Origin of the sequence: Starkeya sp. ORNL1 (assembly GCF_012971745.1) — a bacterium.
Lineage (GTDB): Bacteria > Pseudomonadota > Alphaproteobacteria > Rhizobiales > Xanthobacteraceae > Ancylobacter.
This window is the reverse complement of record NZ_CP048834.1, coordinates 2,505,889-2,532,607: the sequence shown is the minus strand read 5'-3', so window position 1 is coordinate 2,532,607 and position 26,719 is coordinate 2,505,889. Positions and strand designations below refer to the sequence as shown.

Below are 26,719 nucleotides of genomic sequence, written 5' to 3'. Positions count from 1 at the left end.
GAGGACTCACACATGACGCCGACCCGCCCCACTCAGATCATCATACACCGCGAGACGTTTGAGGCCCCCGAGGTCGAAGCCATTACCGGCATTGCCCAGGTCGTCATGCGCGACTGGCGGCGTCGCGGTCTACTCAAGACCAAGATGGTGGGCCGCCGCGGCGTCTTCGGTGCGCTCGACATCGGTTATCTCATCACCTTGCGCGATTTGACCGCACAGGGCGTCGCCGTCGGCGACGCCGTCATCGCGGCGGGTGCCGCCGCTCCCCTGGTTGAGACCTTCGCTGAGATTGCTTCGTGCGCCAAGGAGGATGCGCCCTTTGTCGGCCTCCATGGCTCGCGCCTAGCGCGATTCCTGATCGTGGCCCGCGACGGCGACATCGTCCGCGCCGGCCGAGTCGAAGAGTGGATCGCGCAACGCGACAAGGAGGGCAAGACGGCCTCGTGCATTGTCATCGACTGCAAGTCGCTGGGCGAGGAGATCGCCCGCCTCGCACCTCGCCAGGTCGTCATCGTTGAGAGGAGGGCAGCGGAATGAGCGGCTTCCTCTCCACCTTGTTCAACCGCGCCAAGGCTGCCAAGCCCTGGTGGAGTCGTTCCTATGAGGGCGCCTCGTCCGGCCGGCGCGCGTTGGGCTGGAGCGCGATGCGCAACCAGCATTCGGCGGCGCAGGCGGCCCGGGCGCCGCTGAGCTACCGGGCGCGCAGCCTGGTGGCGAACAACGCCTATGCGGCGGCCGCGGTCGAGGCCTGGGCGGCGGCGCTCATCGGCACCGGCATCGTGCCGACGGTGAAGGCGGTGATTGCCGCTCGCTGGCTGGCATGGACCGATGAGGCCGATGCCGACGGTGTGGGTGACTTTTACGCCCTCACGGCGCTGATGGTCCGCGGCATGGTGATCGATGGCGAGAGCTTCGCCCTGCTCATCAACGCGCCCGCCGGCCTGCGCCTCCGCGTGCTGCATCCGGAACAGGTTGACGCCGCGCTGACCCGGCCGCTGCCGAACGGCGGGCGCATAGTCAATGGCATCGAGTTCGACGCCTTCGGCACCCGCGTCGCCTACCACATTTTCAAGGATCGCCCCGAGCTTGGGCTTGGCCTGCCGCTGACCCCCGTGCGGGTGCCGGCCGAGGACGTGGTGCATCTGTTCCGCACGGATTTCCCCGGCCAGGTGCGCGGCGTCTCGTGGTTCGCCCCGGCGCTGGTGCGCCTCGCCGAACTGGACGAATGGCACGGCGCCCAGATCATGCGCCAGAAAGTCGGCGCGCTCGTCACCGGCTTCGTCACCTCGGTCGACGGCGCCGTGCCGTTCGACGGCGAGCAGGACGGCTCGGCTCTGATCGGCAGCCTCGAGCCCGGTGCCATGGTGGTGCTGCCGCCCGGCAAGGATGTGCGCTTCTCCGACCCGCCGGCGATTGCCGAAGAGGCCAACAGCTTCGCCAAGATCACGCTGCACGAGATCGCCGCGGCGCTCGGCCTGCCCTACGAGATTTTGACCGGCGACCTGTCCGCCGTGAACTATTCCTCGATCCGCGCTGGCCTCGTCGAGTGGCGGCGCCGGATCGAGATGGTCCAGCACAATGTCATCGTGTTCCAGGCGCTGCGGCCGATCTGGCGTCGATGGGTGACGCTGGAGCTGCTCGCCAGCCGCATCGAAGGCGAGTTCGCCGCAGTACTTGCGGTGCGCTGGATCTGCCCAAGGCAGCAATGGGTCGACCCCAGCAAGGACGTGAAGGCCGAGATCGACGCCATCGGCGCCGGGCTAATGAGCCGGCGCGAGGCCGTGGCCTCCCGCGGCATGGATATCGAGGCGCTCGACACCGAGATCGCCGCTGACCAGGCCCGGGCAAAGACGCTCGGCCTCGCCTTTACCGCCGGAGGTGCTGCCCCGACCGCGCTGCCGGCGCCGGCCGCTTCTGACGAACTCGAAACGGAAGGAGCCGCAGCGTGAACGCACCCGCCGAGATCATCACCCGCCGCTCATCGCTGCCTGCGACGAGCTGGAATGCGGACACCTGGACCTTCGAAGCGGTGCTCTCCGCCGGCGCCGCCGTCGAGCGCTGGGATGCCCGCGGCGCCTATGACGAGATCCTCTCGCTGTCGCAGCCCGGCTGGCCCGCTCGTGTGCCGCTGCTCGACAGCCATGGAAGGGAGAGCGTGGACCGCCAGCTTGGGAGCGTCGACACCCTTCGTGTGGTCGGCGGGGACCTCCTGGGGCGCGCCACGCTCTCTCGCCACAATCCCCGCTCCCAGCGCATCGCCGCCGAGCTGACCGACGGCGCCACCTTCGGCGTCTCCATCGGCTATGCGGTGCGCACCTGGTCCGAGCGCACCAATCCGAAGACCGGCCGCCGCGAGAAGGTGGCCGAGCGCTTCGACCTGATCGAGGCCAGCCTCGTCGTCGTCCCCGCCGATCCGCATGCAGGCATCAGGAGCCATCACATGACGGTCAGCCCCGAACCGGCGCCCGCGCCGGTTCCCACCCCGGCCGCCGCGCCGCCCCCCAACCAGCCGGCTGCCGCGGAACGGGCAGCCATCCATGCGGAGATCCGCTCCATCGCCACCGTCGCCGGCCTCGACCAGGGCTGGACCGACAGCCAGATCGACGCCGGCGCCACCGCCGACGCCGCCCGTGCCGCCGCCTTCGCGGCGATGCAAAGCCGCTCTGCCCCGCTGCAGACCATCCGCACCGCGGCGCCGGCGATCATCGTCGACCACAATGACCCGGCTTCCATCCGCTCGGCCATGGGCGATGCGCTCGCGCACCGCCTGGCGCCGGGCCGCTGCAAGATCGAGGGCCGTGCCCGCGAGTTCGCCGGGTATCGCGTCCTCGACATGATCGGCGACCTGGCGCACGCCCGCGGCGACCGGGTGAACCTGCGCGACCAGAATGCCCTGATGGAGCGTGCCGTCGGCGCGCACTCCACCTCGGACTTCCCGCTGCTGCTGGCGGACGCCGCCAACAAGAGCCTGCTCGCCAACTACCAGGCGGCGGCGCCGACCTATCGGCAGTGGGCGGCACGGCGTTCCTTCAACGACTTCCGCGACCACAGCTTCCTGCGCATTGGTGACTTCCCCGAATTCAAGGAGACACCGGAGAGCGGCGGGATCAAGTACGGCACCATCTCGGAGAACCGCGAGATGGTCCGCGCCAAAGAGCTGAACACCGGCATCGCCGTCGGCCGGCGCGCGCTCATCAATGACGACCTGTCCGCCCTGGCGGACTTCTCGTCGATGATCGCGATCCGCGCCGCCTCCGATGAGAATGCGCGGGTGTATGGCATCCTCTCGACCAATCCGGCGCTGTCGGACGGAATCACTCTCTTCCACGCCAATCACGGCAACAAGGCCGCGTCCGGCACCTCGATCGACGTGACATCGATCTCGGTGGCGGTGTCGGCGCTGCGCAAGCAAAAGAGTCTCGACGGCCTCGCTCTCAACCTGGTGCCGCGCTTCCTGGTGGTAGGGCCGGACACGGAGCTGCGTGGCCGCCAGGTGCTCGCCGCCATCACCGCCGCGAAGTCTGGCGATGTGAACCCTTGGGCCGGCACCATGGAACTGGTGATCGACGGCAACATCACCGGTACCTACTGGTACATCATGGCGGACCCGGCGACGGCACCCTCCATTGTCTATGGCTACGTCTCCGGCGCTGAGGGGCCGCAGATCCGCACCGAGATCGACTTCGATACCCGGGCGGTGAAAGTCGCCGCCGGCCTCGACTTTGGTTGCGGCGCCATCGACTTCCGCGGCCTCTACCAGAACGCGGGCGGTGTGTGATGGCGGATGCGGCGACCCTGCAGGAACGCCTGGAGAAGCTTCGCGCTGCTCGCGCGTCGGGCATCCGGCGCCTGCGCTACTCGGATGGCCGGGAGCACGAGTTCCGCAGCGATGCCGAACTCGTCGCCGCGATCGCTGACCTCGAGCGCCAGATCGGCGGGGCATCAGCCCCGCCGAAACTCATCTACTTCAACTCCAGCAAGGGGCTTTGAGGATGCCGCGCGTCGGAGCCAAGATCACTCAGGCAGACCTCGCCCGCGCCCTGCGCGCAGTGAAGGCCGCAGGAATGCAGAAGGAAGCGCAGGTCGAGGCTCGCCCCGACGGCACCATCGTTATCGCCCCGCTGGACGGGCAGGGCGCCCGCATCGTCTCCGGCCAGAATACTGAACCGGAACGTGAGATCGTGCTGTGAGGTGAGCCATGCCAAAAACGCGCCCGCCACATTTGCACCGTGAGGAGTCTCGGCATGGCGTAGCCGTCTGGTACGTCAGGCGCGGACACGGGCCGCGCATCCGCTTGCGTGCGATCTATGACACTCCGGAATTCTGGGCTGAATATAATGCCGCGTTGACGGGGACGGCGCCGGCTAAGAAAGGCGGTAAGGTTGGCTCGCTGCGCTGGGGCATCGATCGTTATCGTGCCAGCTCGGCCTGGGCTGCGCTCGCGCCTGCGACGCGGCGGCAACGGGAGAACGTCTTCCATCAGGTAGTGAAGTCCGCCGGCGACGAGTTGGTGTCGAGCATCACACAGAAGACCATTATCGCGGGCCGCGAACGTCGGTCCAGCAAGCCCCATGCGGCGAACAACTTTCTGAAGGCCATGCGCGGCTTCTTCGAGTGGGCATCTGGCGACGGGCAGCTAGTTAAGGTCAATCCCTGCCTCGGCGTGAAGACGCTGAAGGGGGAGAATGACGACATCGGTTTCCATACGTGGACAGAGGAGGAAGTGTCCCGGTTCGAGTCCCATTGGAGGACCGGAACGCGCCAGAGGCTCGCTTTCGATATCCTTCTCTACACTGGGCTACGCCGGGGCGACGCCGTGCGGCTTGGCCGCCAGCACGTCCGTGACGGGCTTCTCACGCTCCGCACCGAGAAGACCGGCGAACAGGTGATCCTACCGGTGCTGCCTGTGCTCGCCGCTTCCATCGCTGCGACGAAGGTCGGTGAACTCACGTTCCTTATTACCGAGCGCGGGCAACCCTTCGTGAAAGAGAGCTTCGGAAACTGGTTTCGGGAAGCCTGCACAGTCGCGGGCTGCCCAGGTTCGGCGCACGGCTTGCGGAAGGCTGGTGCGACTCGGGCGGCAGAGAATGGCGCGTCAGATCGTCAGCTTATGGCGCTGTTCGGATGGTCGACCGGAAAAATGGCAACGCACTACACCCGCGCCGCAGATCGCAAGCGGCTGGCGGAGGAGGCGGCGAAGCTGCTGATGCCGAAACAGTCCAAGAACAAAAACGCCCGCACCATGCGTTCTGGTACGGGCGGCGGGCCTAAAACCTCAAAGAAATCGGGAGGTTGATAAATGAGTGGTGCCCAGGAGAGGACTCGAACCTCCACGGTGTTACCCACTGGTACCTGAAACCAGCGCGTCTACCAATTCCGCCACCTGGGCACGGGCCGCGTTCATAGTCGGCGGGTGGTCGGCTTGTCAACGAGGGTTCGCACAGGAAATGACGGGAATGTCGTCAATCCACCGGAACCGCGTAAAAAGCGTATCATGCGACGCCACCCGGGGAGGGCCGCGAGGCCGCGCCGTTGCGTCCTATCGGCGCTCCCCGAGGGCGGCGCTGGACGCTGCCGCAGCGCCGCGCTAATCGTCGCGGCAGGAGCGCCACCGTCACGACTAGCCGCGCCGGGAGAATGCCATGGTCGATGATTCCATTCCGCCCGAGCCGCCGCTCGCCGACGAGATCACCGAACCGCGCGCCGCGCCGATGAGCCGGCTGGTCACCATCTATGGCGGCTCCGGCTTCATCGGCCGCCATGTGGTGCGCTCGCTGGCCAAGCAAGGCTGGCGCGTGCGTGTCGCGGTGCGCCGGCCGGACCTCGCCGGCCATCTCCAGCCGCTCGGCGCCGTCGGGCAGGTTACCGCGGTGCAGGCCAATCTGCGCTATCCGGCTTCGGTGCTGCGCGCGGCCGAAGGCTCGGAAGTCATCATCAATCTGGTCGGCATCCTCGCGGAAGGCGGCCGCCAGCGCTTCGACGCGGTGCAGGCCTTCGGCGCCAGGCAGGTGGCGCTGGCGGCACGCGAAGTCGGCGCCCGCATGATCCATGGCTCGGCCATCGGCGCCAATGCCAGTTCCGATTCGGTCTATGCGCAGACCAAGGCGCAGGGCGAGGAGGCGGTGCTCGCAGCCGTGCCCGAGGCCGTCATCGTGCGCCCGTCCATCGTGTTCGGGCCGGAAGACGATTTCTTCAACCGCTTCGCCGCCATGTCCCGGCTCTCGCCGATCCTGCCGCTGATCGGCGGCGGCGAGACCCGCTTCCAGCCGGTGTTCGTCGGCGATGTCGCGAGCGCGTTCGTCAAGATGGTGGACGCGCAGGCCAAGCCCGGCACCATCTATGAGCTGGGCGGGCCGGAAGTGCGCAGCTTCAAGGAACTGCTGGAGCTGACGCTGTCCGAGATCGGCCGCCAGCGCGTCCTGCTGCCGCTGCCCTTCGGGATCGCGAAGTTCCAGGCGATGTTCCTGGAGATGCTGCCGAAGCCGATGCTAACCCGCGATCAGGTGAAGCTGCTGGCGCACGACAATGTGGTGTCCGAGGCGGCGAAGGCCGAAGGGCGTACGTTGGAAGGGCTCGGCGTACGGCCGACCGCGCTCGGCGCGATCCTGCCGTCCTATCTCTGGCGCTACCGCAAGGCCGGCCAGTTTTCCAAGCCGGAAGAGGCGTGAGCCCTTAGGGCGTCATCCCGGCATTGGTTCAAGACGTCATCCCGGAACGGCCGTGAGGCCGTATCCGGGATCGCGCAAACGCTCTTCATCTTCCTACGATCCCGGCTCTTCGCTGCGCTGCGGCCGGGATGACGCTTGATGGTTGCGGGTCGGGATGACGCGCAGCTATTGAATCCTCACCCCACCAGCGCCAGGGCCACCAGCCCGATGCCGCCGACCGCGATGCGCCACCAGCCGAACGGGGTGAGGCCGTGGCGGGAGACGAAGGCGAGCAGCCCGCGCACCACCACCACCGCGGCGATGAAGGCGGTGACGAAGCCGACCACGATCAGCAGCCCGTCATCCATGGAGAGGTCGTGGCGGCTCTTGAACAGGTCATAGGCGAAGGCGCCGCCCATGGTCGGCAAGGCGAGGAAGAACGAGAACTCCGCCGCCGCCGGCTTGCTCAGCCCCATCAGCATGCCGCCGACGATGGTCGAGCCCGAGCGCGAGACGCCGGGCACCATGGCGAGGCACTGCGCGAGGCCGATCTTGAAGGCGAGGAAGGGCGGCAGCGCCATGGCGTCGGTATGCCGCGGTTTGAAGGTCAGCGTGTCGACCCACAGCAGTACGATGCCACCGAGGATCAGCATCACGCAGATCAGTGCCGGTGATTCGAACAGCACGGTCTTGATGAAGTCGTGCGCGAGCGCGCCGATCACCGCTGCCGGCAGGAAGGCGATGAGAATGCCGAGCACGAAATTCTGCGAGCGCTTGCTGGAGGGCAGGGTCACCAGCACGTGCCAGAAGCGCTGGAAATAGACGGTGATGATGGCGAGGATGGCGCCGAGCTGGATCAGCACTTCGAAGGTCTTGCCGGTGCTCTCGAAGCCGAGGAAATGCCCGGCAAGCAGGATGTGACCCGTCGAGGAAACTGGCAGGAATTCGGTGACGCCTTCGAGCAGGCCAAGCAGGAAGGCTTCGAGCAGGTTGCCGAACGACATGAATGGGATCCGGGGCGGGAGGAGGGGCGCGCGCATCCTGTCCGGTTCGCCGGGCGCAGGCAACGTGACGCAACGTCGTGATTCCGCGGTTTCGGCGCGGCGGGGACACCACCACGACACGAATCCGCCGCGGAGCCGGACACCAATCAGGTGTCGGCGTGTTATGCGTGCGCATACGGACGCACGGTGTGGAGAATTTCATGAGAAGGCTTCTGGCGGCGGGCTTGGGCGCCTCCCTCGCTCTGATGATGGGAGCCGCCGTGGCGCAGGCGGCGCCGGGCTATGTGACGACCAACGTCAATCTGCGCTCGGGACCGGGCGTGCAATATCCGCCCGTTGTGGTGCTCGGCTCCGGCATGCCGCTGGAGATCTTCGGCTGCCTGTCCGACACCTCCTGGTGCGATGTCGACTGGAACGGCAATCGCGGCTGGGTCGCCGGCGATTTCCTCGAATATTCCTATCAGGGCCGGCGCGTGATGGTGCCGGAATACGCGCCCTATATCGGGCTGCCGATCGTGACCTTCAGCTTCAATGATTATTGGGGCCGCTATTATCGCGGCCGCTCCTGGTATTCCGGCTATGACCGCTGGGGTCCCTCGCGCCCGCCGGGCTGGGGCGGCGGTGGCTGGAACGGCCACGGCAAGCCGCCGCCGCATTGGGGTGGCGGCCCCGGGCCAGGCCGGCCTCCGGGCGGTGGTCCCGGCTGGGGCAATGGCCCGGGTAATGGTCCCGGCTGGGGTGGTCCTGGTCCGGGCCGGCCTCCGGGTGGCGGCAAGCCGCCGCAGTGGGGCGGTGGCGGTCCCGGTAACGGTCCCGGTGGCCCTGGCTGGGGCGGTCCTGGCCCCGGTAAGCCCCCGTCGGGCGGCAAGCCGCCGCAATGGGGCGGTGGCCCAGGCCAGGGTGGTCCGGGTAACGGACGGCCCCCGCAGTGGAATGGCGGCGGTGGCGGCCAGGGCGGCCCCAATGGCGGCAGGCCGCCGCAGTGGAGCGGCGGTGGCGGCGGCCAGGGTGGTTCCGGCGGCGGGCGTCCGCCGCAATGGAACGGCGGCGGCGGTGGCGGGAATGGCGGTGGAGGCGGCGGTGGCCGGCCCCCGCAATACTCCGGCGGCGGCCAGGGTGGCGGTGGTTATGGCGGTGGCGGCCAGGGCGGCGGCGACCGTCGCGGCCAGCAGTGCCAGGTCGGCGCGAACTGCCCGCAGCCGCGCTGAAACGACGTCATGGCCGGGCTTGTCCCGGCCATCCACGGTCGTACACTCGTCAAGGACGTGGATCCCCGGGACAAGCCCGGGGATGACGGCATGATGAACCTTGCACCGTTCCAACCCTTGATATTGCGCGCGCTCTCGTATAGAGGGTGCGCCCTTCCGAACCGCCCGGCGATCAGGGCTGCCGTGGCGGTTCAAATGCTCACACTAGAGAACAGGCCGCACGCCCCTCGCGGGGTCGCTGTCGGCCGCGGAGACGAGCCAAATGCCCAAGATGAAGACCAAGTCCGGAGCGAAGAAGCGCTTCAAGCTCTCCGGAACCGGCAAGGTGATCATGGCCCAGGCCAATAAGCGCCATGGCATGATCAAGCGCACCACCAAGCAGATCCGCAACCAGCGCGGCACCACGACCATGTCGGAACGTGATGCCCCCGTGGTGCGGAAGTATTTCCTGCCCAACGGCTGACGCCCCTTAGCCAGTACCGAGGAGAATTCCAATGGCACGTGTCAAGCGCGGCGTAACTTCCCACGCCAAGCACAAGAAAGTGCTCAAGGCGGCGAAGGGCTATTTTGGCCGCCGCAAGAATACCATCCGCGTCGCGAAGCAGGCGGTGGAGAAGGCGCAGCAGTATGCGTATCGCGACCGCAAGGTGCGCAAGCGCAACTTCCGCGCCCTGTGGATCCAGCGCATCAACGCGGCGACCCGCGAGCTCGGCTTCACCTATGGCCGATTTATCGACGGTCTCGGCAAGGCCGGGATCGAGGTCGACCGCAAGGTGCTCTCGGATATCGCCATCCACGAGCCCGACGCCTTCAAGGCGCTGGTCGACCAGGCCAAGGCTGCGCTGGAGCAGCAGGCGGCCTGATTTCCCGCTAACTGCCGGGACCGAAATTGAGGAGCCCCGCGCGCAAGCGTCGGGGCTTTTCGTTGTGTTGCGGCTCGGCTAAGAGACGCGCGACCCATAGCGCCCTCATCCTGAGGTGCCCGGCATCGCCGGGCCTCGAAGGATGGCCGCCCCAGGTGAGCATCCTTCGAGGCTCACTGCGTTCGCACCTCAGGATGAGGTCGCGAGGTGGCAAGGGGCTTCACGCATATTGTTGGCCCCTTATCGAGGCTTGATCCGATGTCCGTCGCCACGCTGCCCGATCTTGCTTCGCTCGAAGGCGAGCTTCTCGCCGGCATAGGCGCCGCCAATGACGAGGCGGCGCTGGAAGCCGTGCGCGTCGCCGCGCTCGGCAAGAAGGGTTGGGTCTCCGAGCTCCTGAAGAGCCTGGGGGGCATGACCCCGGATGAGCGCAAGACCGCCGGCCCCGCCATCAACGGCCTGCGCGACCGGCTCAACGAGGCTATCGCCAACCGCCGCACTGCGCTCAAGGCCGCGGCGCTGGCGCTGCGCCTCGAGACCGAGCGCGTCGACGTCACGCTCCCGGTGCGCGAGGCGCCGACCGAACTCGGCCGCGTGCATCCGATCAGCCAGGTCATCGACGAACTGACCACGATCTTCGCCGATATGGGCTTCTCGGTCGCCGAGGGCCCGGACATCGAGGACGACTTCCACAATTTCACCGCGCTGAATTTCCCCGAGGGGCATCCGGCGCGCGAGATGCACGACACCTTCTATCTTCCGACCAAGGAAGACGGCTCGCGCCTGGTGCTGCGCACCCACACCTCGCCGGTGCAGGTGCGCACCATGATGAGCAAGGCGCCGCCGATCCGCGTCATCATCCCCGGCCGCACCTATCGCAGCGACAGTGACCAGACCCACACCCCGATGTTCCATCAGGTGGAGGGGCTGGTCATCGACAAGGGCTCGCACCTCGGCCACCTGAAGTGGATCCTGCAAGAATTCTGCAAGGCGTTCTTCGAGGTGGACAATGTGAAGATGCGGTTCCGCCCGTCCTTCTTCCCCTTCACTGAGCCGTCCATGGAGGTCGACATCCAGTGCGACCGCTCCCGCCCCGGCGAGATCCGCTTCGGCGAGGGCAATGACTGGCTGGAGATCCTCGGCTGCGGCATGGTGCATCCGAACGTGCTGCGCAATTGCGGGCTCGACCCGGACGAGTATCAGGGCTTCGCCTGGGGCATGGGCATCGACCGCATCGCCATGCTGAAATACGGCATGCCGGACCTGCGCGCCTTCTTCGAGGCCGACGTCCGCTGGCTCTCCCATTACGGCTTCCGCCCGCTCGACTTCCCGACGCTGGCCGGCGGCCTGTCGAACTGATCGCGGAGAGGACAACACGATGAAATTCACCCTCTCCTGGCTCAAGGAGCACCTCGACGGCGACGACGTCACCCTCGACGCGGTGCTGGCGACGCTGAACCGCATCGGCCTCGAGGTCGAGGGCGTCGAGGACAAGGCGGAGAAGCTGCGCGGCTTCTCCATCGCCTATGTCGTCTCCGCCGAGCAGCACCCCAACGCCGACAAGCTGCGCGTCTGCATGGTGGATACCGGCCAGGGCGAGCCGGTGCAGGTGGTGTGCGGCGCGCCGAACGCGCGCACCGGCATGAAGAGCGTGTTCTCGCCGCCCGGCACCTTCATTCCAGGCAAGAACATCACGCTCGGCATCGGCACCATTCGCGGCGTCGAGAGCCGCGGCATGCTGTGCTCGGCCGCCGAGCTCCAACTCTCCGAGGACCATGACGGCATCCTCGACCTGCCGGCCGATGCGCCGGTGGGCGTGTCTTACGCCGAATGGATCGGCCTCGGCGATCCGGTGGTGGAGATCGCGGTGACGCCGAACCGCGCCGATGCCCTCGGCATCTCCGGCATCGCCCGCGACCTCGCCGCCGCCGGCCTCGGCACGCTGAAGACGCCGGAGATCGAACCCATCGCGGGCACTTATCCCTGCCCGGTGAAGGTGACGATCGAGCCCGGCGCGCCGTGCCCGGCCTTCGCGCTGCGGCTGATCCGCGGCGTGAAGAACGGCCCGTCGCCGGACTGGCTGCAGGCCAAGCTGCGCGCCATCGGCCTCAGGCCCATCAACAGGCTGGTCGACGTCACCAATCTGCTGACCTTCGACCGCTCGCGCCCGCTGCACGTGTTCGACGCCGCCAAGGTGGCGGGTGATCTCATCGTGCGCCGCGCCCGTGCCGGCGAGAGCCTGCTGGCGCTGGACGGAAAGACCTATGCGCTCGATGAGGCCATGTGCGTGATCTCGGATGACCGCGCGGTGGAATCGCTCGCCGGCATCATGGGCGGCGAGGAATCCGGCTGCGACGAGGGCACCACCGACGTGCTGGTCGAGTCGGCGCTGTGGGAGCCGATCAATATCGCCCAGACCGGCCGCAAGCTCGGCATCAATTCCGATGCCCGCTTCCGCTTCGAGCGCGGCGTCGATCCCGCCTTCACCGTGCCCGGCCTCGATCTCGCCACCAGCCTGATCCTCGATCTCTGCGGCGGCGAAGCGTCCACGGTCGAGCTGGCCGGCGCCATTCCGGATACCTCGCGCATCATCGAGTTCCCGCTGGCGCTCACCGCCAAATTGACCGGGCTGGAGGCGACCGACCGCGAGCAGATCGACACGCTCGCGGCGCTCGGTTTTGCGGTTTCCGGTGTCGCGGGCACGCTTGACGTGTCGCCGCCGTCCTGGCGCGCCGATATCGAGGGCAAGGCCGATCTCGTCGAGGAGGTGGTGCGCATCATCGGTCTCGACCGTGTGCCGGCGACGCCGTTCCCGCGCCCGGACGATGCTCGCAAGCCCGTCCTGACCACGCTGCAATTGCGCACCCGCAAGGCCAAGCGCGCTCTGGCGGCCCGCGGGCTGGTGGAGGCCGTCACCTGGTCCTTCGTGGCGAAGGCGCAGGCCGAGCTGTTCGGCGGCGGCGCGCCGGAGCTGGCGCTCGCCAACCCGATCGCGGCCGACCTGTCCGACATGCGCCCGAGCCTGCTGCCGGGCCTCGCCCGTGCCGCGCAGGCCAATGCCGATCGCGGCTATGACGACACCGCGCTGTTCGAGGTCGGGCAGATCTTCAAGGGTGACCGCCCGCAGGATCAGTTCATCGTCGCTACCGGCCTGCGCCGCGCCACGGCGAAGCCGAGCGGGGCCGGGCGCCATTGGTCGGGCAAGGCCGGGCCGGTCGATGCGTTCGACGCCAAGGCGGACGCGACCGCCGTGCTCGCCGCCTGCGGCGCCCCGGTGGCCAACCTCCAGATCTCGACCGACGCGCCGGCCTGGTTTCATCCCGGCCGCTCCGGCACCTTCCGGCTTGGCGCGAACGTCATCGGCCATTTCGGCGAGCTGCACCCGGCGGTGCTGGAAGCGCTCGATGTCGAGGGCCCGCTGGTCGGCTTCGAGATCGTGCTCGACCGCATCCCCGAGCCGAAGGCCAAGGCGACAAAGGTGAAGCCGCTGCTGGAGCTCTCCGCCTTCCAGCCGGTGGAGCGCGATTTCGCCTTCGTGGTGCCGCGTAGGGTCGCCGCCGCCGACATGGTGAAGGCCGCCGCCGGTGTCGACCGCAAGCTGATCGCCGCGGTGAACGTGTTCGACGTCTATGAGGGCGTCGGCATCGACGACGACAAGAAGTCGGTGGCGCTCACTGTTACCCTGCAGCCGCGCGAGAAGACGCTGACCGACGTCGAGATCGAGGCGGTGGCCGGCAAGATCGTCGCCGAGGTGGTGAAGAAGACCGGGGCGACGCTGCGGGGGTGAACCATCCGCGCGCTCTGCTTCAGCATCCTTCGAGGCCCGGCCTTGCCGGGCACCTCAGGATGAGGTGGTTCTTATAGATGCGACCTCATCCTGAGGTGCTCGCACAGCGAGCCTCGAAGGATGCTGAAACAGGACGCCCTAAACCGGCCCACCCACCATCGTGATCGCCTTTTCGGCGGCGACTTCGCCGGTGGCCCAGGCGCCGGCCAGCGTCCCCCATTTGTCCGGGCTGACATACTCGCCGGCGAGGATCATCCGTCCCACCGGATCGGCGAATTGCCGGCGTAGCGCGCCCTCTCCGGGCACGCCCACCGCCATGGCGCCGCGGATCAGCGGATCGGTCGACCAGCGCGAGGCGACGAACTTCGTCACATTGGCGCCGATGGTCGCGCCGAACGCCTCGCGCAGGAAGCCGCTGGTGAGCGCGGCGGCGGCCGCCTCGCCTTTGCCGGCGATCTCGCTCGCCTGCGCCCCGCCGAACACCGCGACATGCAGGTCGGTGTCGTTCACCCGCCCATAGAGCGCCGCGGGCGGGTAGGAGCCGGCTTTCACATGCACCAGCTCATCCGACGACAGGCCGAGCGGATTGTTCGGCAGCAGGAAGCCGACATGCTCCATCTGCCCGGCGGGATAGGCCAGCAGCGCATTGGTAAAGCGCCCCGGCAGCGCCGGGTTGAACCGGATGGCGCCGGCCGCGATCACTGCCGCCGGCACGGCAAGGATCACCGAGCGCGCCCGCACCACGGCGCCGCCATCCAGCGTGATGGTGGAGAAGCGCCCGGCATTGTCGACGCGCGCCACCCGGGCCTTGGTGCGCAGATTGAGCAGCGAGGCCACGCGCTCCAGCAGCGAACCGACGCCGAGCGCCGTCGAGAGGTCATCCGGCGGCACGTCGCGCCGGGCGAGATCGACCGTGGAGACATTGGCGAGGTCGCGCCCGCAGCCGAGCGGGCCGAGCACGGCGGCGACGGTGGCGCCCCATTCGCCGGATTCCGGCAGCGCCGCGCGGGCGGCGATGTCGCGGCCGGCATCCGCGGTGGCGGCGATGGCGCGCTCGGTGCGGCCGATGGCGGCGGCGAAGGCCTCGTACTGGCTCTCCTTCGCCTCGCGGTCGCCAATATAGAGCCGTCGCGAGGAGGGCACGTCCGTGGTCTCGACGCCGGTATCGGTGACCGCCGCCAATAGCCCCTCGGAAGAGGAGAAGCGGTTGGCGCCGAGATCGAACGGCATGCCGAACACTTCGTCGGTGCGCGCCCGCCCGCCGGCGCGCGGCGCGGCCTCCAGCAGCACGTGGCTGCGCCCGGCCGCCGCCACGCGCCGCGCCGCGGCAATGCCGGCCGCCCCGGCACCGATGATGGCGACGTCGGTATCCGCGGCGATCTGCGCGAAGGCGGGGGAGATGATGGCCGGTGCGGCGAGTGCTGACGCAGTCGCGAGGAAGGCGCGGCGGGAGAGGCGGGTCGGTGATGTCATGCGCAGCCGGTAACCGTGATCGGCGCGCACGCTATCACGGCCTGCGGCGCGGGCGAAGGCGGCACGCACCTTGCCCGCCCGTCATCCGGCGCTATGTTCGTCGCCGGCGAAAAAGGCGGCACCGGTGTGGTTAGCCCGGTCGCATCGTGATCGATGTTCTGTCTGGTGCATCTCGCACCAAGTCCCCCGCCCTTGGTGCCGGCGCATGGTGCGTCGGCAAGCGAAGGGATGTGTCATATGCAACAGCAGATTTCCGTCATCACCCTCGGCATCGCCGATCTCGCCCGCTCGCGCCGCTTCTATGTCGAGGGCTTCGAATGGGCGCCGGTGTTCCAGAATGAGGAGATCATCTTCTATCAGATGAACGGCCTCGTGCTGGGCACTTTCCAGCGGACTGCGCTGGAAGCGGACATGAACCGGCCGGGCCTCATGACCCCCGGCGCCTTTGCGCTGGCGCACAATGTGGCCAGCGAGGTCGAGGTCGACCCGCTGATGCGGCGCCTGGCCGCGGCCGGCGGGCGCATATTGCGGCCTGCCGACGCCCCGTCGCATGGCGGTTTCCGCGGCTATGTCGCCGATCCCGACGACCATGCCTGGGAGATCGCCTGGAACCCCGGCTTTGCTATCGATGCCGAGGGTCGGGTGACATTCGGGCCGTGACAGCCTGAAAAAGCCGGTCTGTCACAAATCCTCCACAACGACTCAAGTCGATGTTTTGATTCATGATTCGTTCTTTAGGAACGAATCATGATTCATTTCAGCGGCTTAGATGGTCGAACCGTGGCAAGGGGAGGGCGTGGCGTGGCAACATTATGGTTAACAAATCGTTAACGCTTGTTTTTGCTGCTGTTTGGGGGCGGAGAAGTCGCTCGGTGTCAGCATCCTTCGAGGATCGCTACGCTCGCACCTCAGGATGAGGTTGATCTGAAAGTGCGACCTCATCCTGAGGTGCCGCCGCAGGCGGCCTCGAAGGATGCTCGCCTCTGAACACCCCTCCCGCTTGAGCCGCGCCCCACTCCCGCTTACCTAGGAGCGACCTCGCGCCGGGAAACCGACATGCTCCATGCTGCCGTCACCGCCTTCACCCAGACCTTCACGCCGGAATATCGCCGCGTGCTGCTGCGCTCGGTCGGGCTCGCCATCGGGCTGGTCATCGTGCTCGGCATCATAGCGCAGACTGCGCTGGCACATTTCGTCAATCTCAGCTGGGGCTGGGCGGAGACGCTGATCGACATCGTCGCCGCGCTCGGCCTCATCGTCGGCGGCGTGTTCCTGGTGCCGCCGGTCACCTCGCTGATCGCCGGCCTGTTCCTCGACGATGTCGCCGCGCAGGTGGAGCGCACCGATTTCCCGCACGAGCCGGAAGGCAAGCCGCTGCCCGTCGCGCGCTCCATCTGGCTCAGCATCCGCTTCTTCGGCGTCACGCTGCTGGTGAACATCGTCGCGCTGCTGTTGCTGCTGGTGCCGGGCGTGAACCTCATCGTGTTCTATGTGGCCAACGGCTATCTGCTCGGCCGCGAATATTTCCAGCTCGCGGCGATGCGCTACCGCAGCGAGGAAGAAGCCGCGGCGCTGCGCCGGCGCCATTCGGTGACGATCTTCCTCGCCGGACTGATCATCGCGCTGGTGGTGTCGGTGCCGATCCTGAACCTCGTCACCCCGGTGTTCGCCACCATCTTCATGGTGCGGCTGCACAAGCGGCTGGCGCCGCTCGGTGCCCGCGCGGTCCCTAGCGCGGCACGGTCTTCTCCGGCCATCGGCACAGATCGTTGATCAGGCAACCCGGGCAGTCCGGACGGAGCGCCTTGCAGACATAGCGCCCGTGCAGGATCAGCCAGTGATGGGCGTGCAGCTTGAAGCGAGGGGGAATCGTCTTCAGCAGCCCCAGTTCGACCTCGAGTGGGTTCTTGCCCGGCGCCAGCCCGGTGCGATTGGCCACCCGGAACAGATGGGTGTCGACCGCGATGGTCGGCTCGCCGAAGGCGATGTTGAGCACGACGTTCGCCGTCTTGCGCCCGACCCCGGGCAACGCTTCCAGCGCCTCGCGGTCCCTGGGCACTTGCCCGCCATGCTTCGCGATGAGCAGACGCGACAGCTCGACCACATTCTTCGCCTTGCCGCGAAAGAGGCCGAGGGTGCGAATATGTTTCGAGACGCCTTCTTCGCCGAGCGCGACCATCGCCCCGGGCGTCGGCGCCGCGGCAAACAGGCCGCGCGTTGCCTTGTTGACGCCGGCATCCGTCGCCTGCGCCGAGAGCACCACTGCGACCAGCAAGGTGAACGGGTCGGCGTGCTCCAGTTCGCCCTTGGGTTCGGGATTGGCCGCCTCGAAGCGGGTGAAGGCCTCGACCACTTCCTTTCTCGACCAGCGCTTGATGGTGCGCCCACGCTCGGCGGCCGCCGCATTGGCCACGGCGCGCCGGCGCGCGCGCATCACCACCTCCGCGCTCGCGGGCACCGCGGCGGTCGAATCCTTCGCGCGTCTGGCCATGTTTGACGTATAATGACGGGCGATGACCATCGCCAGAGGCCCGCGCTCGCATCTGCCGACCTTGCCGCCCCGTCCGGCGGCAAGCCTAGAGCCGGCGACTGCCGAGCCGATGCTCTATGCGGCGACGTTGACGCCCTACCGCTCGCTGAATCGCAAGGGCTTCACCATCGTGATGCTGCTGGTCAGCGGCGTCAGCTTCATCTGCGGCATGGCCTTCCTGATGATGGGAGCCTGGCCGGTGTTCGGCATGTTCGGGATCGACGTGCTGCTGATCTATCTCGCCTTCCGGGTGAATTTCCGCGACGCCAAGGCGCGGGAGGAGATCACCGTGACGCCGAGCCTGCTCACCGTGCGCAAGGTGGCGGCCAATGGCGATGAGGACGAGACCGCGATGAACCCGCTCTGGACCCGGCTGGAGGCCCAGCGCCATGAGGAGTTCGGCATAGAGCGGCTGACGCTGCGCTCGCGCGGCATCGGCACCGAAGTCGGCTCCTTCCTGCACCAGCAGCAGCGCGAGGAACTGGCGAGCGGCCTCACCGGCGCGCTCGCCGAGGCGAAGCGCGGCGTGCCGCGCAGTACTATTTGAAGGGCGCGCGGCGTGCCGCGCAGCACCATATGAGGGGCGCGCCATGACCGGGTTCGGCACTCGGGCGGAATCGGGTGGCCCCCATCGTCGCCAGATGGTCACATGGGGCAAGCAGCAGGAGGATCATGCCGTGCTCGCCCCGAATTTCGATCAAGCCTACCCGCTCCACATCGCATCTGCCGACTATGAGGTGGTGCGCCGGGCCGTGGAATTCGTGAACCGCAATTTCCGCGACCAGCCGGAGGTGGAGCTCATTGCCCGCGCCGCCGGCGTGACGCCGCGCACCCTTACCGACCTGTTCCGCCGCTGGTGCGGGCTCACCCCGAAGGATTTCCTTCAGGCGGTGACGCTCGATGCCGCGCGACGCGTGCTCTCGGAAAGCGACAATGTGCTCGATGCCGCCTATGAGCTGGGCCTGTCCGGCCCGGGGCGGCTGCACGATCTGTTCGTGGTGCACGAGTCGCTCTCGCCCGGCGAATGGAAGACCGGCGCCGCCGGCCTCGTCATCCGCTGGGGCTTCCATCCCTCGCCGTTCGGCACCGCGCTCGCCATGGTCTCGCCGCGCGGCCTCTGCGGCCTCGCCTTCGCCGACGAGGGCGAGGAGGATGCCGCGCTTGCCGACATGCGCAAACGCTGGCCAAACGCGCTCTATGTCGAGGACCCGATCGCCACCGGCCCCTATGCGGCGCGCATCTTCGACACCACCACCTGGCGCCCGGACGATCCGCTACGGATCGTCTTCATCGGCACCGATTTCGAGGTGCGGGTATGGGAGACGCTGATGCGCATCCCGATGGGCAAGGCCACCACCTATTCCGACATTGCCGGCCATGTGTGCTCGCCCAAGGCGGCGCGCGCGGTCGGCGCCGCGGTGGGCAAGAACCCGATGAGCTTCGTGGTGCCGTGCCATCGCGTGCTCGGCAAGAACGGCGATCTCACCGGCTATCATTGGGGCCTCACCCGCAAGCGGGCGATACTCGGCTGGGAAGCGGGCTGCGTCGGGGGGATCTGAGCGCGCTCTGCGTGAACATCCTTCGAGGCTCGCTGCGCGAGCACCTCAGGATGAGGTTGTTCTTTATTGATGAACCTCATCCTGAGGCGCCCGGCAAAGCCGGGCCTCGAAGGATGCTCACGAGTGCGTGCTACAGCGCTTTGTAGAAGAACGTCGTGTCCGAGGACGCCCCGTCCGGCATCAGCGCGTGGCCGGGCACTTCGCCGAACGGCACCCAGCCGAGCCGGCGATAGAGCCGGTCGGCGGCAAGTCCCGACGTGGTATCGAGGATCAAGAGCGTCAGGCCGGCCTCGCGTGCCGCCCGCTCGGCGGCGTCCATCAGCGCCGCGCCGAGGCCCGTGCGCCTTGCCGTGCGCTTCACCAGCATCTTGGCGATATCGCCGCGATGCGGCTGGTTCTCCGGCCCGGCAAAAACCATCTGCACCGTGCCGACGATCTCGCCATCCGCGCGCGCCACCAGCAGCACCCGGTCGCCGCGGGCGACGCCATCGGCGACGCCGTGCCAGAAGGCCTCGGCCTTCTCGCGCGCCAGCGGCCACATGAAGCTGACCGAGGCACCGCCCTCGACGCAATCGATCAGCACGTCGGTGAGCGCGGGAACGGCGTCCCGCGCCGCCGGGCCGTCGAGGCGGATGATGTCCACCATGGAGAAAGCCTCAGGCCGCGAGGTCGAGCTTCTCGGCCACGGTGGAATCCGGGTTGAGGTGATAGATCACCGGCACGCCGGTCGCGAGCTCGCGCTTCATGATGCCCTGCGGGGACAGCTTCTCCAGCACCATGATGAGGGCGCGCAGCGAGTTGCCGTGGGCTGCCACCAGCACCCGCTCGCCATTCAGCACGCGGGGCAGGATCTCCTTGACGTAATAGGGCAGGGTGCGCGCCACCGTATCGCGCAGGCTTTCGCCGCCGGGCGGCGGCACGTCATAGGACCGGCGCCAGAGATGCACCTGCTCCTCGCCCCATTTGACGCGGGCCTCGTCCTTGTTGAGGCCGGAGAGGTCGCCATAGTCGCGCTCGTTCAGCGCTTCGTCGCAGATGATCGGGATGTTGGTCTCGCCCATCTGCTCGAGCATGAGGTCGAGCGTCTTCTGGGCGCGCGACAGGTTCGAGGTGAAGGCGACATTGAAGCTATAGCCCTCGGCGCGCAGCCGCTTGCCGGCGGCGATCGCCTCGTCGATGCCGACCGGCGTCAGATCGGGGTCGCGCCAGCCGGTGAACAGGTTCTTGAGGTTCCACTCACTCTGGCCGTGGCGGACGAGCACGAGAAGGCGGTCTGGCATCGGGCATTCTCCGGTCGGGGCTGCATCATCGGACAAGTCGGCGGATAGGTCTCTCAAATGTCGTGAAGACCGAGCACGTCGGCCATGGAATACAGCCCGGGCTTGCGTCCGCGGGCCCAGCGGGCCGCGGCGAGCGCGCCGCGGGCGAAGATCATGCGGTCCTCGGCCTTGTGCGCCAGCTCGATGCGCTCGGCCGGGCCGGCAAAGATCACATTGTGCTCGCCGACCACGGTGCCGCCCCGCAGCGCGGCAAAGCCGATATCGCCGGCCTTGCGCGCGCCGGTGACGCCGTGCCGGGCGAACACGCCCTGCGTGCCGATCTCGACGCCACGCCCGCGCGCCGCCGCCTCGCCGAGCAGCAGCGCGGTGCCGGAAGGAGCGTCGATCTTGCGGTTGTGGTGCATCTCGACAATCTCGATGTCGAAGCTGTCGTCGAGCGTCGCCGCCACCCGCTTGACCAGCGCGGCTAGCAGATTGACGCCGAGGCTCATATTGCCGGATTTGACGATGGTGGCGTGACGGGCCGCCGCCTCCACCTTGGCCTCGTCCTCCGGCGTGAAGCCGGTGGTGCCGATGACATGGGCGATGCGGGCCTGCGCGGCGAGCGCGGCGAAGCCGAGCGAGGCTGCCGGCACGGTAAAGTCGATCACGCCTTCGGCCGCGGCGAACAACGGCAGCGCGTCGTCGGTGACGGTGACGCCGAGCGGCGGCAGGCCGGCCAGGGCACCGGCATCCTGGCCGAGGAGCGCGCTGCCCTGCGGCTCGATCGCCCCGGCCAGTGCGAGATCGGGCGCCTCGGCGACGGCGCGGATCAGGGTGCGCCCCATGCGCCCGCCCGCGCCGACGATCACCAGCCGCATTTGCGACATGCTTGCGCTCCCTACGACCAGGATGAATTCGGGTGGTCCGAACTCATGAAAAATGGTCGATTACCAACAGGCCGGAACATGATGGCGGCCGAAAACCACTTCGCACTTTTCGGCATCATGATCCAATGTGCAATGCGGTATAGCGGGGGCGGGACGCCACGAAAAGTGCTTGATTGTTCGACACTCTGCCCAATCTCAGGCACATAGCTTGACGCGCGCCCGCTACGCCTGTAGAGGTCGCGCAACTTTACGAAGGAGCGGCGCGGCAATGCGCAAGATTATTTCGCTTATTCTCGTAGGACGGCGCGTCGCCGCGGAACTCGCCTGAGGGGCGGTTCCGTAAACGAGGTGACGCGCGAAAGAGGGCCCCTGACGGGGCCTTTTGATTTTCCGGACCAGAGAAAACCTGAAGGCGTAACGAGGAAAAAGGCCATGATGCGCGAAATGACCGGCGCCGAAATGGTGATGCAGGCCCTGATCGATCAGGGCGTCGAACACATGTTCGGCTATCCCGGCGGCGCGGTGCTGCCGATCTATGACGCGATGTTCCACCAGAACCAGGTGCGCCACGTATTGGTGCGCCACGAGCAGGGCGCGGTGCACATGGCGGAAGGCTATGCGCGCTCCTCCGGCAAGGTCGGCGTCGTGCTCGTGACCTCCGGCCCCGGCGCCACCAATGCGGTGACCGGCCTCACCGACGCGCTGCTGGACTCGATCCCGCTGGTCTGCATCACCGGCCAGGTGCCGACGCACCTGATCGGCTCGGATGCCTTCCAGGAGTGCGACACGGTCGGCATCACCCGGCCCTGCACCAAGCACAATTACCTGGTCCGCGACATCAACGACCTGGCGCGGGTGCTCCACGAGGCCTTCTATGTCGCGCAGAACGGGCGTCCCGGCCCGGTCGTCGTCGACATTCCGAAGGATGTGCAGTTCGCCAAGGGCATCTATGTCGGCCCCGAGAACATCCAGCACAAAACCTACCAGCCGCGCCTCAACGGCGATCCGGAGAAGGTGCGCGCCGCGGTCGAATTGCTGGCCAAAGCCAAGCGCCCGATCCTCTATACCGGCGGCGGCGTCATCAATTCCGGCCCGCGCGCCAGCCAGCTGCTGCGCGAGTTCGCGCGCCTCGCCGGCTATCCGGTGACCTCGACGCTGATGGGCCTCGGCGCCTATCCGGCCTCCGACAAGCAGTGGCTCGGTATGCTCGGCATGCATGGCACCTATGAGGCCAACATGGCGATGCACGACTGCGACGTCATGCTGTGCGTCGGCGCGCGCTTCGATGATCGCATCACCGGCCGCCTCGATGCGTTCTCGCCGGGCTCGAAGAAGATCCACATCGATATCGATCCGTCCTCGATCAACAAGAACGTCAAGATCGACGTGCCGATCATCGGCGATGTCGCCCATGTGCTGGAGGACATCCTCACGCTCTGGCGCGCCACCAAGGCCGAGCCGGATCGCCGCGCCATCGCCTCCTGGTGGGGCCAGATCGACCGCTGGCGCGCCCGCAAGTCGCTGTCGTTCCAGAATTCGCAGGACATCATCAAGCCGCAATTCGCGGTCCAGCGGCTTTATGAGGCGGTGAAGGACAAGGACGTCTACATCACCACCGAAGTCGGCCAGCACCAGATGTGGGCGGCGCAGCACTTCCACTTCGAGGAGCCGAACCGCTGGATGACCTCCGGCGGGCTCGGGACCATGGGCTATGGCCTGCCGGCGGCGATCGGTGTGCAGGTGGCGCATCCGGAAAGCCTTGTCATCGACATTGCCGGCGAGGCCTCGATCCAGATGTGCCTTCAGGAGCTCTCGACCGCGCTGCAGTTCAATTTGCCGGTCAAGATCTTCATCCTGAACAACGAATATATGGGCATGGTCCGGCAGTGGCAGGACCTGTTGCATGGCGGGCGCTACTCGCATTCCTATTCGGAATCGCTGCCCGATTTCGTGAAGCTGGCGGAAGCCTATGGCGGCGTCGGCCTGCGCTGCCACCGCCCCGGCGACCTCGACGGGGCGATCCAGGAAATGCTGAACGTCAACCGGCCGGTGCTGTTCGACTGCCTGGTCGACAAGACCGAGAATTGCCTGCCGATGATCCCCTCGGGCAAGCCGCACAACGAGATGATCCTGCCGGACAATGCCGAGGCGCTGGACGAGGCCATCAGCGAGGAAGGCAAGATGCTGGTGTGAGCCGCATCCACGACGTCATGGCCGGGCTTGTCCCGGCCATCTCGGCCTCTGATGCGCTGTCAGCAATCGAGATCCTCGGCACAAGGCCGAGGATGACGGAGCAGAAGAACCGATCCTTCGGCCAGTATTTTCCGCCTCATCGAGTTTCCCATGCCCCCGAATAACGAACCCGCCGAACGGCACACCCTTTCAATGCTCGTCGACAACGAGCCGGGCGTTCTCGCCCGCATCGTCGGCCTGTTTTCCGGCCGCGGCTACAACATCGACAGCCTCACGGTTTCCGAGGTCAGCCACGAGTCGCATCGCTCGCGCATCACCATCGTCACCACCGGTGCGCCGATGATCATCGAGCAGATCAAGAGCCAGCTCGACCGCCTGGTGCCGGTGCATCGCGTCATCGACCTCACCGTCTCCGGCAAGGCGCTGGAGCGCGAGCTGGCGCTGATCAAGGTGCGCGGCTCCGGCGAGAGCCGGCGCGAGGCGCTGCTGATCGCCGACAGTTTCCGTGCCCGCACGGTGGACACCACGCTAGAGAGCTTCGTGTTCGAGATCACCGGCAAGCCGGACAAGATCGACCAGTTCGTCTCGCTGCTTGCCCCGCTCGGCCTCGTCGAGGTCTCGCGCACCGGCGTCGCCGCCATCGGCCGCGGCCCCGAGGGCATGTGAACGAAGGGATGTAAGCCGGCTGCGTCCGGTCTTGTGCCGTGGCGCGGACAAACCTAGAAGCTTCGCGACGCCAACCGCACGCGGGACGTGGCGCGGGAACCCAACCGGAATAAGGCTGCCTCGAAGGTCGCCGCCAAGGTCAAAAGGGACAAGTACATGCGCGTTTATTACGATCGCGACGCCGACCTCAACCTGATCAAGGGTAAGAAGGTTGCCGTTATCGGCTATGGCAGCCAGGGTCACGCCCATGCGCTCAACATGCGCGACAGTGGCGTTAAGGACGTCGCGATCGGGCTGCGTCCCGGTTCCGCGTCGGCCAAGAAGGCCGAGGCCGAGGGCTTCAAGGTGATGCCGCCGGCGGAAGCCGCCAAATGGGCCGACGTGGTGATGATGCTCACCCCGGACGAGCTCCAGGCCGACATCTATCGCGAGAGCCTCGCCGACAACATGAAGGAAGGCGCTGCGCTGCTGTTCGCGCACGGCCTGAACGTTCACTTCAACCTGATCGAGCCGCGCAAAGACCTCGACGTGCTGATGGTCGCCCCCAAGGGCCCCGGCCACACCGTACGCGGCGAGTACCTGAAGGGCGGCGGCGTGCCGAGCCTGATCGCCATCCACCAGGACGCCTCGGGCAACGCCCATGATCTCGGCCTCTCCTACGCCTCCGCGATCGGCGGCGGCCGCGCCGGCATCATCGAGACCAGCTTCAAGGAAGAGTGCGAGACCGACCTGTTCGGCGAGCAGGTCGTGCTCTGCGGCGGCCTTGTCGAGCTGATCCGCGCCGGCTTCGAGACGCTGGTGGAAGCCGGCTACGCCCCGGAGATGGCCTATTTCGAGTGCCTGCACGAAGTGAAGCTGATCGTCGACCTCTTCTATGAGGGCGGCATCGCCAACATGAACTACTCGATCTCCAACACCGCGGAATATGGCGAGTACGTCACCGGCCCGCGCATCATCACCGCCGAGACCAAGGCCGAGATGAAGCGCGTCCTCGCCGACATCCAGGGCGGCAAGTTCACCCGCGACTGGATGCTGGAGAACAAGGTCAACCAGGCCTCGTTCAAGGCGACCCGCGCCAAGGCCAATGCCCACCCGATCGAGGAAGTCGGCGCCAAGCTGCGCGCCATGATGCCCTGGATCGGCGCCAAGGCGCTGGTCGACAAGGCCCGGAACTGATCTGCCAAGGAGGCGTCATCCCGGCCAAGCGAAGCGTAGAGCCGGGATCGCTCTCCATATCGTCACGCGATCCCGGATACGGCCTTGCGGCCGTTCCGGGATGACTCCTAGCCCCGCGCCGGGAAATCCAGCGTCACGTCCAGCACCGGCTCATCCGCCCCGACCTGGATGCGGCGGCGGATCACCTTGAAATCGTGTTCCGGCTCGTCCGTCAGCGCCAGCCGGTCGCCGAGCTGCACCAGGCCGCCGAGCTGCAACGCCTCCAGATAATCGACCCAGCCGTTTTCCTCGGCGAAGGCGCGGGCGCTGGAGGTTAACAGGATTCGCATCTTCACGTGGTACTCCTCTGCCTCGGATCGTTCGATCGGGGGAGTTGATGATCATCGTCCGACTGACCAAGACTTTCATGACGGCGGCGCTTGCCGTCTTCGTCGGCATCGTCGCCTACGACAATATCGTCGATTACGGATCGAACTACGCCTTCGTCCAGCATGTGCTGAGCATGGACACCGTCTTCCCCGGCAATGCGCTGGTGGGCCGGGCGATCACCGATCCCGAAATGTGGAAGCTCGGCTATGCCGCCATCATCGCCGGCGAGGCGCTGACCGCCGTGCTGCTGGCGCTGGCCGCCCTCGATATGCTGTTTTCGCTGCGCAATGGCGCTCGCTTTGCCAAGGCCAAGGGACTGGTGGCTGCCGGTGTCGGTCTCGGCTTCGCGATCTTCTTCCTCGGCTTCACCGTGGTCGGGGGCGAGTATTTCGACATGTGGCAGTCGAAGGACTGGAACGGCCAGCAATCCGCGTTCCGCATCTACATGACGATGCTGGCGGTGCTGATCTATGTCAGCCTGCCCGAGCCGGAGCCGGGCTCGAGCACGAGCTGAGCATGGCTCCGGCAATGCCGGAGCAATGCCACGGCATTGCCCTAGCCGCCCAAGCCCAAAGCCTTGATCGCGGCGGCGCCCGGCGCCAGCAGCACGAATGCCCATATCAGGGCGGACGCGACATTGGCGAGCTGGAACAACCAGTTCGGCATGCCGAATATGCCGGCGATCAAGGGCACGATGGCGCGCAAGGGCCCGAAGAAGCGGCCGATGAAGACGCTCCACGCTCCCCAGCGATGGAAGAAGGCTTCGCCGCGATCGACCGTCTGCGGATATTTCGACAGCGGCCACATATGGCGGACGCGGTCGCCGAAATAATGCCCGATCCAGTAGGAGATGGCGTCACCCAGCGACGCCCCCGCGGCCGCAGCGGCCCAGACCGGCAGGAACGGGATGCCGCCGGCCTCGATGATCGGCCCCATGCCGATCAGCACGACGGTCGCCGGGAACAGGATCGACAACACCGCGAAGGATTCGCCGAAGGCGAGGCCGAAAGCGATATAGGGGGCGAGATGCTTGTGCGCCTCGACGAAATGCAGCGCTTCGCGCGCCAGGTTTTCCAGTTCCAGAAACACAGGGAT

The 26,719-nt window shown here is 67.1% G+C and carries 28 protein-coding genes and 1 tRNA gene; 20 read left to right on the top strand and 9 right to left on the bottom strand.

Annotated elements, in window-relative coordinates; translation table 11 throughout:
• The first annotated feature begins 12 nt into the window (after positions 1 to 12).
• The 6 genes from G3545_RS12205 (at position 13) to G3545_RS12180 (ending at position 5,296) form a co-directional block, all read left to right on the top strand.
• Complete coding sequence (locus G3545_RS12205) at positions 13 to 537, top strand: hypothetical protein (protein ID WP_170012908.1); 525 nt, start codon at positions 13 to 15, stop codon at positions 535 to 537.
• On the top strand, positions 534 to 1,949 hold the full coding sequence (locus tag G3545_RS12200; RefSeq protein ID WP_170012906.1) for a phage portal protein: 1,416 nt from the start codon (positions 534 to 536) through the stop codon (positions 1,947 to 1,949). Before G3545_RS12205 ends, G3545_RS12200 begins: the two co-directional genes overlap by 4 nt.
• Positions 1,946 to 3,778, top strand: coding sequence for a prohead protease/major capsid protein fusion protein (locus G3545_RS12195; protein ID WP_170012904.1), 1,833 nt, complete (start codon positions 1,946 to 1,948; stop codon positions 3,776 to 3,778). The genes G3545_RS12200 and G3545_RS12195 overlap by 4 nt, the downstream gene beginning before the upstream one ends.
• The gene (locus G3545_RS12190; RefSeq protein ID WP_170012902.1) at positions 3,778 to 3,990 is read left to right on the top strand and encodes a hypothetical protein; all 213 of its coding nucleotides are present in this window, start codon (positions 3,778 to 3,780) and stop codon (positions 3,988 to 3,990) included. The genes G3545_RS12195 and G3545_RS12190 overlap by 1 nt, the downstream gene beginning before the upstream one ends.
• A 2-nt stretch (positions 3,991 to 3,992) precedes the next feature.
• The gene (locus G3545_RS12185) at positions 3,993 to 4,190 is read left to right on the top strand and encodes a hypothetical protein (RefSeq protein WP_170012900.1); all 198 of its coding nucleotides are present in this window, start codon (positions 3,993 to 3,995) and stop codon (positions 4,188 to 4,190) included.
• A gap of 104 nt (positions 4,191 to 4,294) precedes the next feature.
• Complete coding sequence (locus tag G3545_RS12180; RefSeq protein WP_246702801.1) at positions 4,295 to 5,296, top strand: tyrosine-type recombinase/integrase; 1,002 nt, start codon at positions 4,295 to 4,297, stop codon at positions 5,294 to 5,296.
• Positions 5,297 to 5,304: 8 nt separating this feature from the next.
• Here G3545_RS12180 and G3545_RS12175 read toward each other — a convergent pair.
• Positions 5,305 to 5,389 (bottom strand) — tRNA-Leu (locus tag G3545_RS12175).
• A 253-nt stretch (positions 5,390 to 5,642) separates the two neighbouring features.
• Between G3545_RS12175 and G3545_RS12170 the strand changes: the two genes are divergently transcribed.
• On the top strand, positions 5,643 to 6,668 hold the full coding sequence (locus G3545_RS12170; protein ID WP_170012895.1) for a complex I NDUFA9 subunit family protein: 1,026 nt from the start codon (positions 5,643 to 5,645) through the stop codon (positions 6,666 to 6,668).
• 176 nt (positions 6,669 to 6,844) lie between these two features.
• Here G3545_RS12170 and G3545_RS12165 read toward each other — a convergent pair whose 3' ends face one another.
• Entirely contained in the window at positions 6,845 to 7,651 is an 807-nt protein-coding gene (locus G3545_RS12165; protein ID WP_170012893.1) for an undecaprenyl-diphosphate phosphatase, read from the bottom strand.
• A gap of 200 nt (positions 7,652 to 7,851) precedes the next feature.
• On the opposite strand from G3545_RS12165, the gene G3545_RS12160 reads away from it, so the two are divergent.
• The 5 genes from G3545_RS12160 to pheT all read left to right on the top strand — a co-directional run bounded on the left by G3545_RS12160 (position 7,852) and on the right by pheT (position 13,509).
• Positions 7,852 to 8,859 carry an SH3 domain-containing protein gene (locus tag G3545_RS12160; protein WP_206151424.1) on the top strand — a complete coding sequence of 336 codons (1,008 nt, stop codon included), beginning with the start codon at positions 7,852 to 7,854 and terminating at the stop codon, positions 8,857 to 8,859.
• A 262-nt stretch (positions 8,860 to 9,121) separates the two neighbouring features.
• Positions 9,122 to 9,322, top strand: a complete 201-nt coding sequence (gene rpmI, locus G3545_RS12155; protein WP_170012891.1) for a 50S ribosomal protein L35 — start codon at positions 9,122 to 9,124, stop codon at positions 9,320 to 9,322.
• A gap of 31 nt (positions 9,323 to 9,353) precedes the next feature.
• Positions 9,354 to 9,722, top strand: coding sequence for a 50S ribosomal protein L20 (gene rplT, locus G3545_RS12150; protein WP_170012889.1), 369 nt, complete (start codon positions 9,354 to 9,356; stop codon positions 9,720 to 9,722).
• A 273-nt stretch (positions 9,723 to 9,995) separates the two neighbouring features.
• The gene (gene pheS, locus G3545_RS12145) at positions 9,996 to 11,081 is read left to right on the top strand and encodes a phenylalanine--tRNA ligase subunit alpha (protein WP_170018046.1); all 1,086 of its coding nucleotides are present in this window, start codon (positions 9,996 to 9,998) and stop codon (positions 11,079 to 11,081) included.
• Positions 11,082 to 11,100: 19 nt separating this feature from the next.
• Positions 11,101 to 13,509 carry a phenylalanine--tRNA ligase subunit beta gene (gene pheT, locus G3545_RS12140; protein WP_170012887.1) on the top strand — a complete coding sequence of 803 codons (2,409 nt, stop codon included), beginning with the start codon at positions 11,101 to 11,103 and terminating at the stop codon, positions 13,507 to 13,509.
• Positions 13,510 to 13,647: 138 nt separating this feature from the next.
• On the opposite strand, the gene G3545_RS12135 is transcribed toward pheT, so the two are convergent.
• Entirely contained in the window at positions 13,648 to 15,051 is a 1,404-nt protein-coding gene (locus G3545_RS12135; protein ID WP_246702800.1) for an FAD-dependent oxidoreductase, read from the bottom strand.
• 168 nt (positions 15,052 to 15,219) lie between these two features.
• On the opposite strand from G3545_RS12135, the gene G3545_RS12130 reads away from it, so the two are divergent.
• Both G3545_RS12130 and G3545_RS12125 read left to right on the top strand, forming a co-directional pair.
• Positions 15,220 to 15,642 (top strand): VOC family protein, encoded by a 423-nt coding sequence (locus G3545_RS12130; RefSeq protein ID WP_170012885.1) that lies wholly within the window; start codon positions 15,220 to 15,222, stop codon positions 15,640 to 15,642.
• 396 nt (positions 15,643 to 16,038) lie between these two features.
• Complete coding sequence (locus G3545_RS12125) at positions 16,039 to 16,755, top strand: sulfate transporter family protein (RefSeq protein WP_170012883.1); 717 nt, start codon at positions 16,039 to 16,041, stop codon at positions 16,753 to 16,755.
• Here G3545_RS12125 and nth read toward each other — a convergent pair.
• A complete protein-coding gene (gene nth, locus G3545_RS12120; protein WP_246702885.1) occupies positions 16,712 to 17,416 on the bottom strand; it encodes an endonuclease III in 705 nt (234 codons plus the stop codon). The genes G3545_RS12125 and nth overlap by 44 nt on opposite strands.
• A gap of 79 nt (positions 17,417 to 17,495) precedes the next feature.
• Between nth and G3545_RS12115 the strand changes: the two genes are divergently transcribed.
• Entirely contained in the window at positions 17,496 to 18,059 is a 564-nt protein-coding gene (locus G3545_RS12115; RefSeq protein WP_170012879.1) for a DUF2244 domain-containing protein, read from the top strand.
• 130 nt (positions 18,060 to 18,189) lie between these two features.
• The gene (locus G3545_RS12110) at positions 18,190 to 19,071 is read left to right on the top strand and encodes a bifunctional helix-turn-helix domain-containing protein/methylated-DNA--[protein]-cysteine S-methyltransferase (RefSeq protein ID WP_246702884.1); all 882 of its coding nucleotides are present in this window, start codon (positions 18,190 to 18,192) and stop codon (positions 19,069 to 19,071) included.
• Between the two features lie 130 nt (positions 19,072 to 19,201).
• Here the strand turns inward: G3545_RS12110 and G3545_RS12105 are convergent, their stop codons facing one another.
• From G3545_RS12105 to dapB, 3 genes are read right to left on the bottom strand one after another with little or no spacing between them, the layout of a single operon-like run.
• Positions 19,202 to 19,717, bottom strand: a complete 516-nt coding sequence (locus G3545_RS12105; protein WP_170012877.1) for a GNAT family N-acetyltransferase — start codon at positions 19,715 to 19,717, stop codon at positions 19,202 to 19,204.
• A 10-nt stretch (positions 19,718 to 19,727) separates the two neighbouring features.
• Complete coding sequence (locus tag G3545_RS12100; protein WP_170012875.1) at positions 19,728 to 20,351, bottom strand: 2,3-bisphosphoglycerate-dependent phosphoglycerate mutase; 624 nt, start codon at positions 20,349 to 20,351, stop codon at positions 19,728 to 19,730.
• 53 nt (positions 20,352 to 20,404) lie between these two features.
• Positions 20,405 to 21,220: a 4-hydroxy-tetrahydrodipicolinate reductase gene (gene dapB, locus G3545_RS12095; RefSeq protein ID WP_170012873.1), complete on the bottom strand. Its 816-nt coding sequence runs from the start codon at positions 21,218 to 21,220 to the stop codon at positions 20,405 to 20,407.
• A 432-nt stretch (positions 21,221 to 21,652) separates the two neighbouring features.
• Here dapB and G3545_RS12090 point away from each other — a divergent pair, with 432 nt between their 5' ends.
• The 3 genes from G3545_RS12090 to ilvC all read left to right on the top strand — a co-directional run bounded on the left by G3545_RS12090 (position 21,653) and on the right by ilvC (position 25,255).
• Complete coding sequence (locus tag G3545_RS12090; RefSeq protein WP_170012871.1) at positions 21,653 to 23,413, top strand: acetolactate synthase 3 large subunit; 1,761 nt, start codon at positions 21,653 to 21,655, stop codon at positions 23,411 to 23,413.
• A gap of 150 nt (positions 23,414 to 23,563) precedes the next feature.
• Positions 23,564 to 24,079 carry an acetolactate synthase small subunit gene (gene ilvN, locus G3545_RS12085; RefSeq protein WP_170012869.1) on the top strand — a complete coding sequence of 172 codons (516 nt, stop codon included), beginning with the start codon at positions 23,564 to 23,566 and terminating at the stop codon, positions 24,077 to 24,079.
• Positions 24,080 to 24,166: 87 nt separating this feature from the next.
• Positions 24,167 to 25,255 carry a ketol-acid reductoisomerase gene (gene ilvC, locus G3545_RS12080; RefSeq protein WP_281411713.1) on the top strand — a complete coding sequence of 363 codons (1,089 nt, stop codon included), beginning with the start codon at positions 24,167 to 24,169 and terminating at the stop codon, positions 25,253 to 25,255.
• Positions 25,256 to 25,362: 107 nt separating this feature from the next.
• Here the strand turns inward: ilvC and G3545_RS12075 are convergent, their stop codons facing one another.
• On the bottom strand, positions 25,363 to 25,590 hold the full coding sequence (locus G3545_RS12075; RefSeq protein WP_170012865.1) for a hypothetical protein: 228 nt from the start codon (positions 25,588 to 25,590) through the stop codon (positions 25,363 to 25,365).
• A gap of 41 nt (positions 25,591 to 25,631) precedes the next feature.
• Here G3545_RS12075 and G3545_RS12070 point away from each other — a divergent pair, with 41 nt between their 5' ends.
• Complete coding sequence (locus G3545_RS12070; RefSeq protein WP_170012863.1) at positions 25,632 to 26,138, top strand: DUF2165 domain-containing protein; 507 nt, start codon at positions 25,632 to 25,634, stop codon at positions 26,136 to 26,138.
• A 41-nt stretch (positions 26,139 to 26,179) separates the two neighbouring features.
• Here the strand turns inward: G3545_RS12070 and G3545_RS12065 are convergent, their stop codons facing one another.
• Positions 26,180 to 26,707 carry a DedA family protein gene (locus tag G3545_RS12065; protein WP_170018043.1) on the bottom strand — a complete coding sequence of 176 codons (528 nt, stop codon included), beginning with the start codon at positions 26,705 to 26,707 and terminating at the stop codon, positions 26,180 to 26,182.
• Between the last annotated feature and the right edge of the window lie 12 nt (positions 26,708 to 26,719).

Excerpts from the sequence above, each read along its gene's own strand:
- pheT (WP_170012887.1), top strand. The coding sequence starts at position 11,101 with ATGAAATTCACCCTCTCCTGGCTCAAGGAGCACCTCGACGGCGACGAC.
- ilvN (WP_170012869.1), top strand. The coding sequence starts at position 23,564 with ATGCCCCCGAATAACGAACCCGCCGAACGGCACACCCTTTCAATGCTC.
- rpmI (WP_170012891.1), top strand. The coding sequence starts at position 9,122 with ATGCCCAAGATGAAGACCAAGTCCGGAGCGAAGAAGCGCTTCAAGCTC.
- G3545_RS12200 (WP_170012906.1), top strand. The coding sequence starts at position 534 with ATGAGCGGCTTCCTCTCCACCTTGTTCAACCGCGCCAAGGCTGCCAAG.
- G3545_RS12130 (WP_170012885.1), top strand. The coding sequence starts at position 15,220 with ATGCAACAGCAGATTTCCGTCATCACCCTCGGCATCGCCGATCTCGCC.
- G3545_RS12165 (WP_170012893.1), bottom strand. The coding sequence starts at position 7,651 with ATGTCGTTCGGCAACCTGCTCGAAGCCTTCCTGCTTGGCCTGCTCGAA.
- G3545_RS12090 (WP_170012871.1), top strand. The coding sequence starts at position 21,653 with ATGATGCGCGAAATGACCGGCGCCGAAATGGTGATGCAGGCCCTGATC.
- G3545_RS12070 (WP_170012863.1), top strand. The coding sequence starts at position 25,632 with ATGATCATCGTCCGACTGACCAAGACTTTCATGACGGCGGCGCTTGCC.
- rplT (WP_170012889.1), top strand. The coding sequence starts at position 9,354 with ATGGCACGTGTCAAGCGCGGCGTAACTTCCCACGCCAAGCACAAGAAA.
- G3545_RS12185 (WP_170012900.1), top strand. The coding sequence starts at position 3,993 with ATGCCGCGCGTCGGAGCCAAGATCACTCAGGCAGACCTCGCCCGCGCC.
- dapB (WP_170012873.1), bottom strand. The coding sequence starts at position 21,220 with ATGTCGCAAATGCGGCTGGTGATCGTCGGCGCGGGCGGGCGCATGGGG.
- G3545_RS12205 (WP_170012908.1), top strand. The coding sequence starts at position 13 with ATGACGCCGACCCGCCCCACTCAGATCATCATACACCGCGAGACGTTT.
- G3545_RS12115 (WP_170012879.1), top strand. The coding sequence starts at position 17,496 with ATGACCATCGCCAGAGGCCCGCGCTCGCATCTGCCGACCTTGCCGCCC.
- nth (WP_246702885.1), bottom strand. The coding sequence starts at position 17,416 with ATGCGCGCGCGCCGGCGCGCCGTGGCCAATGCGGCGGCCGCCGAGCGT.
- G3545_RS12160 (WP_206151424.1), top strand. The coding sequence starts at position 7,852 with ATGAGAAGGCTTCTGGCGGCGGGCTTGGGCGCCTCCCTCGCTCTGATG.
- G3545_RS12125 (WP_170012883.1), top strand. The coding sequence starts at position 16,039 with ATGCTCCATGCTGCCGTCACCGCCTTCACCCAGACCTTCACGCCGGAA.
- G3545_RS12190 (WP_170012902.1), top strand. The coding sequence starts at position 3,778 with ATGGCGGATGCGGCGACCCTGCAGGAACGCCTGGAGAAGCTTCGCGCT.
- G3545_RS12105 (WP_170012877.1), bottom strand. The coding sequence starts at position 19,717 with ATGGTGGACATCATCCGCCTCGACGGCCCGGCGGCGCGGGACGCCGTT.
- G3545_RS12170 (WP_170012895.1), top strand. The coding sequence starts at position 5,643 with ATGGTCGATGATTCCATTCCGCCCGAGCCGCCGCTCGCCGACGAGATC.
- G3545_RS12100 (WP_170012875.1), bottom strand. The coding sequence starts at position 20,351 with ATGCCAGACCGCCTTCTCGTGCTCGTCCGCCACGGCCAGAGTGAGTGG.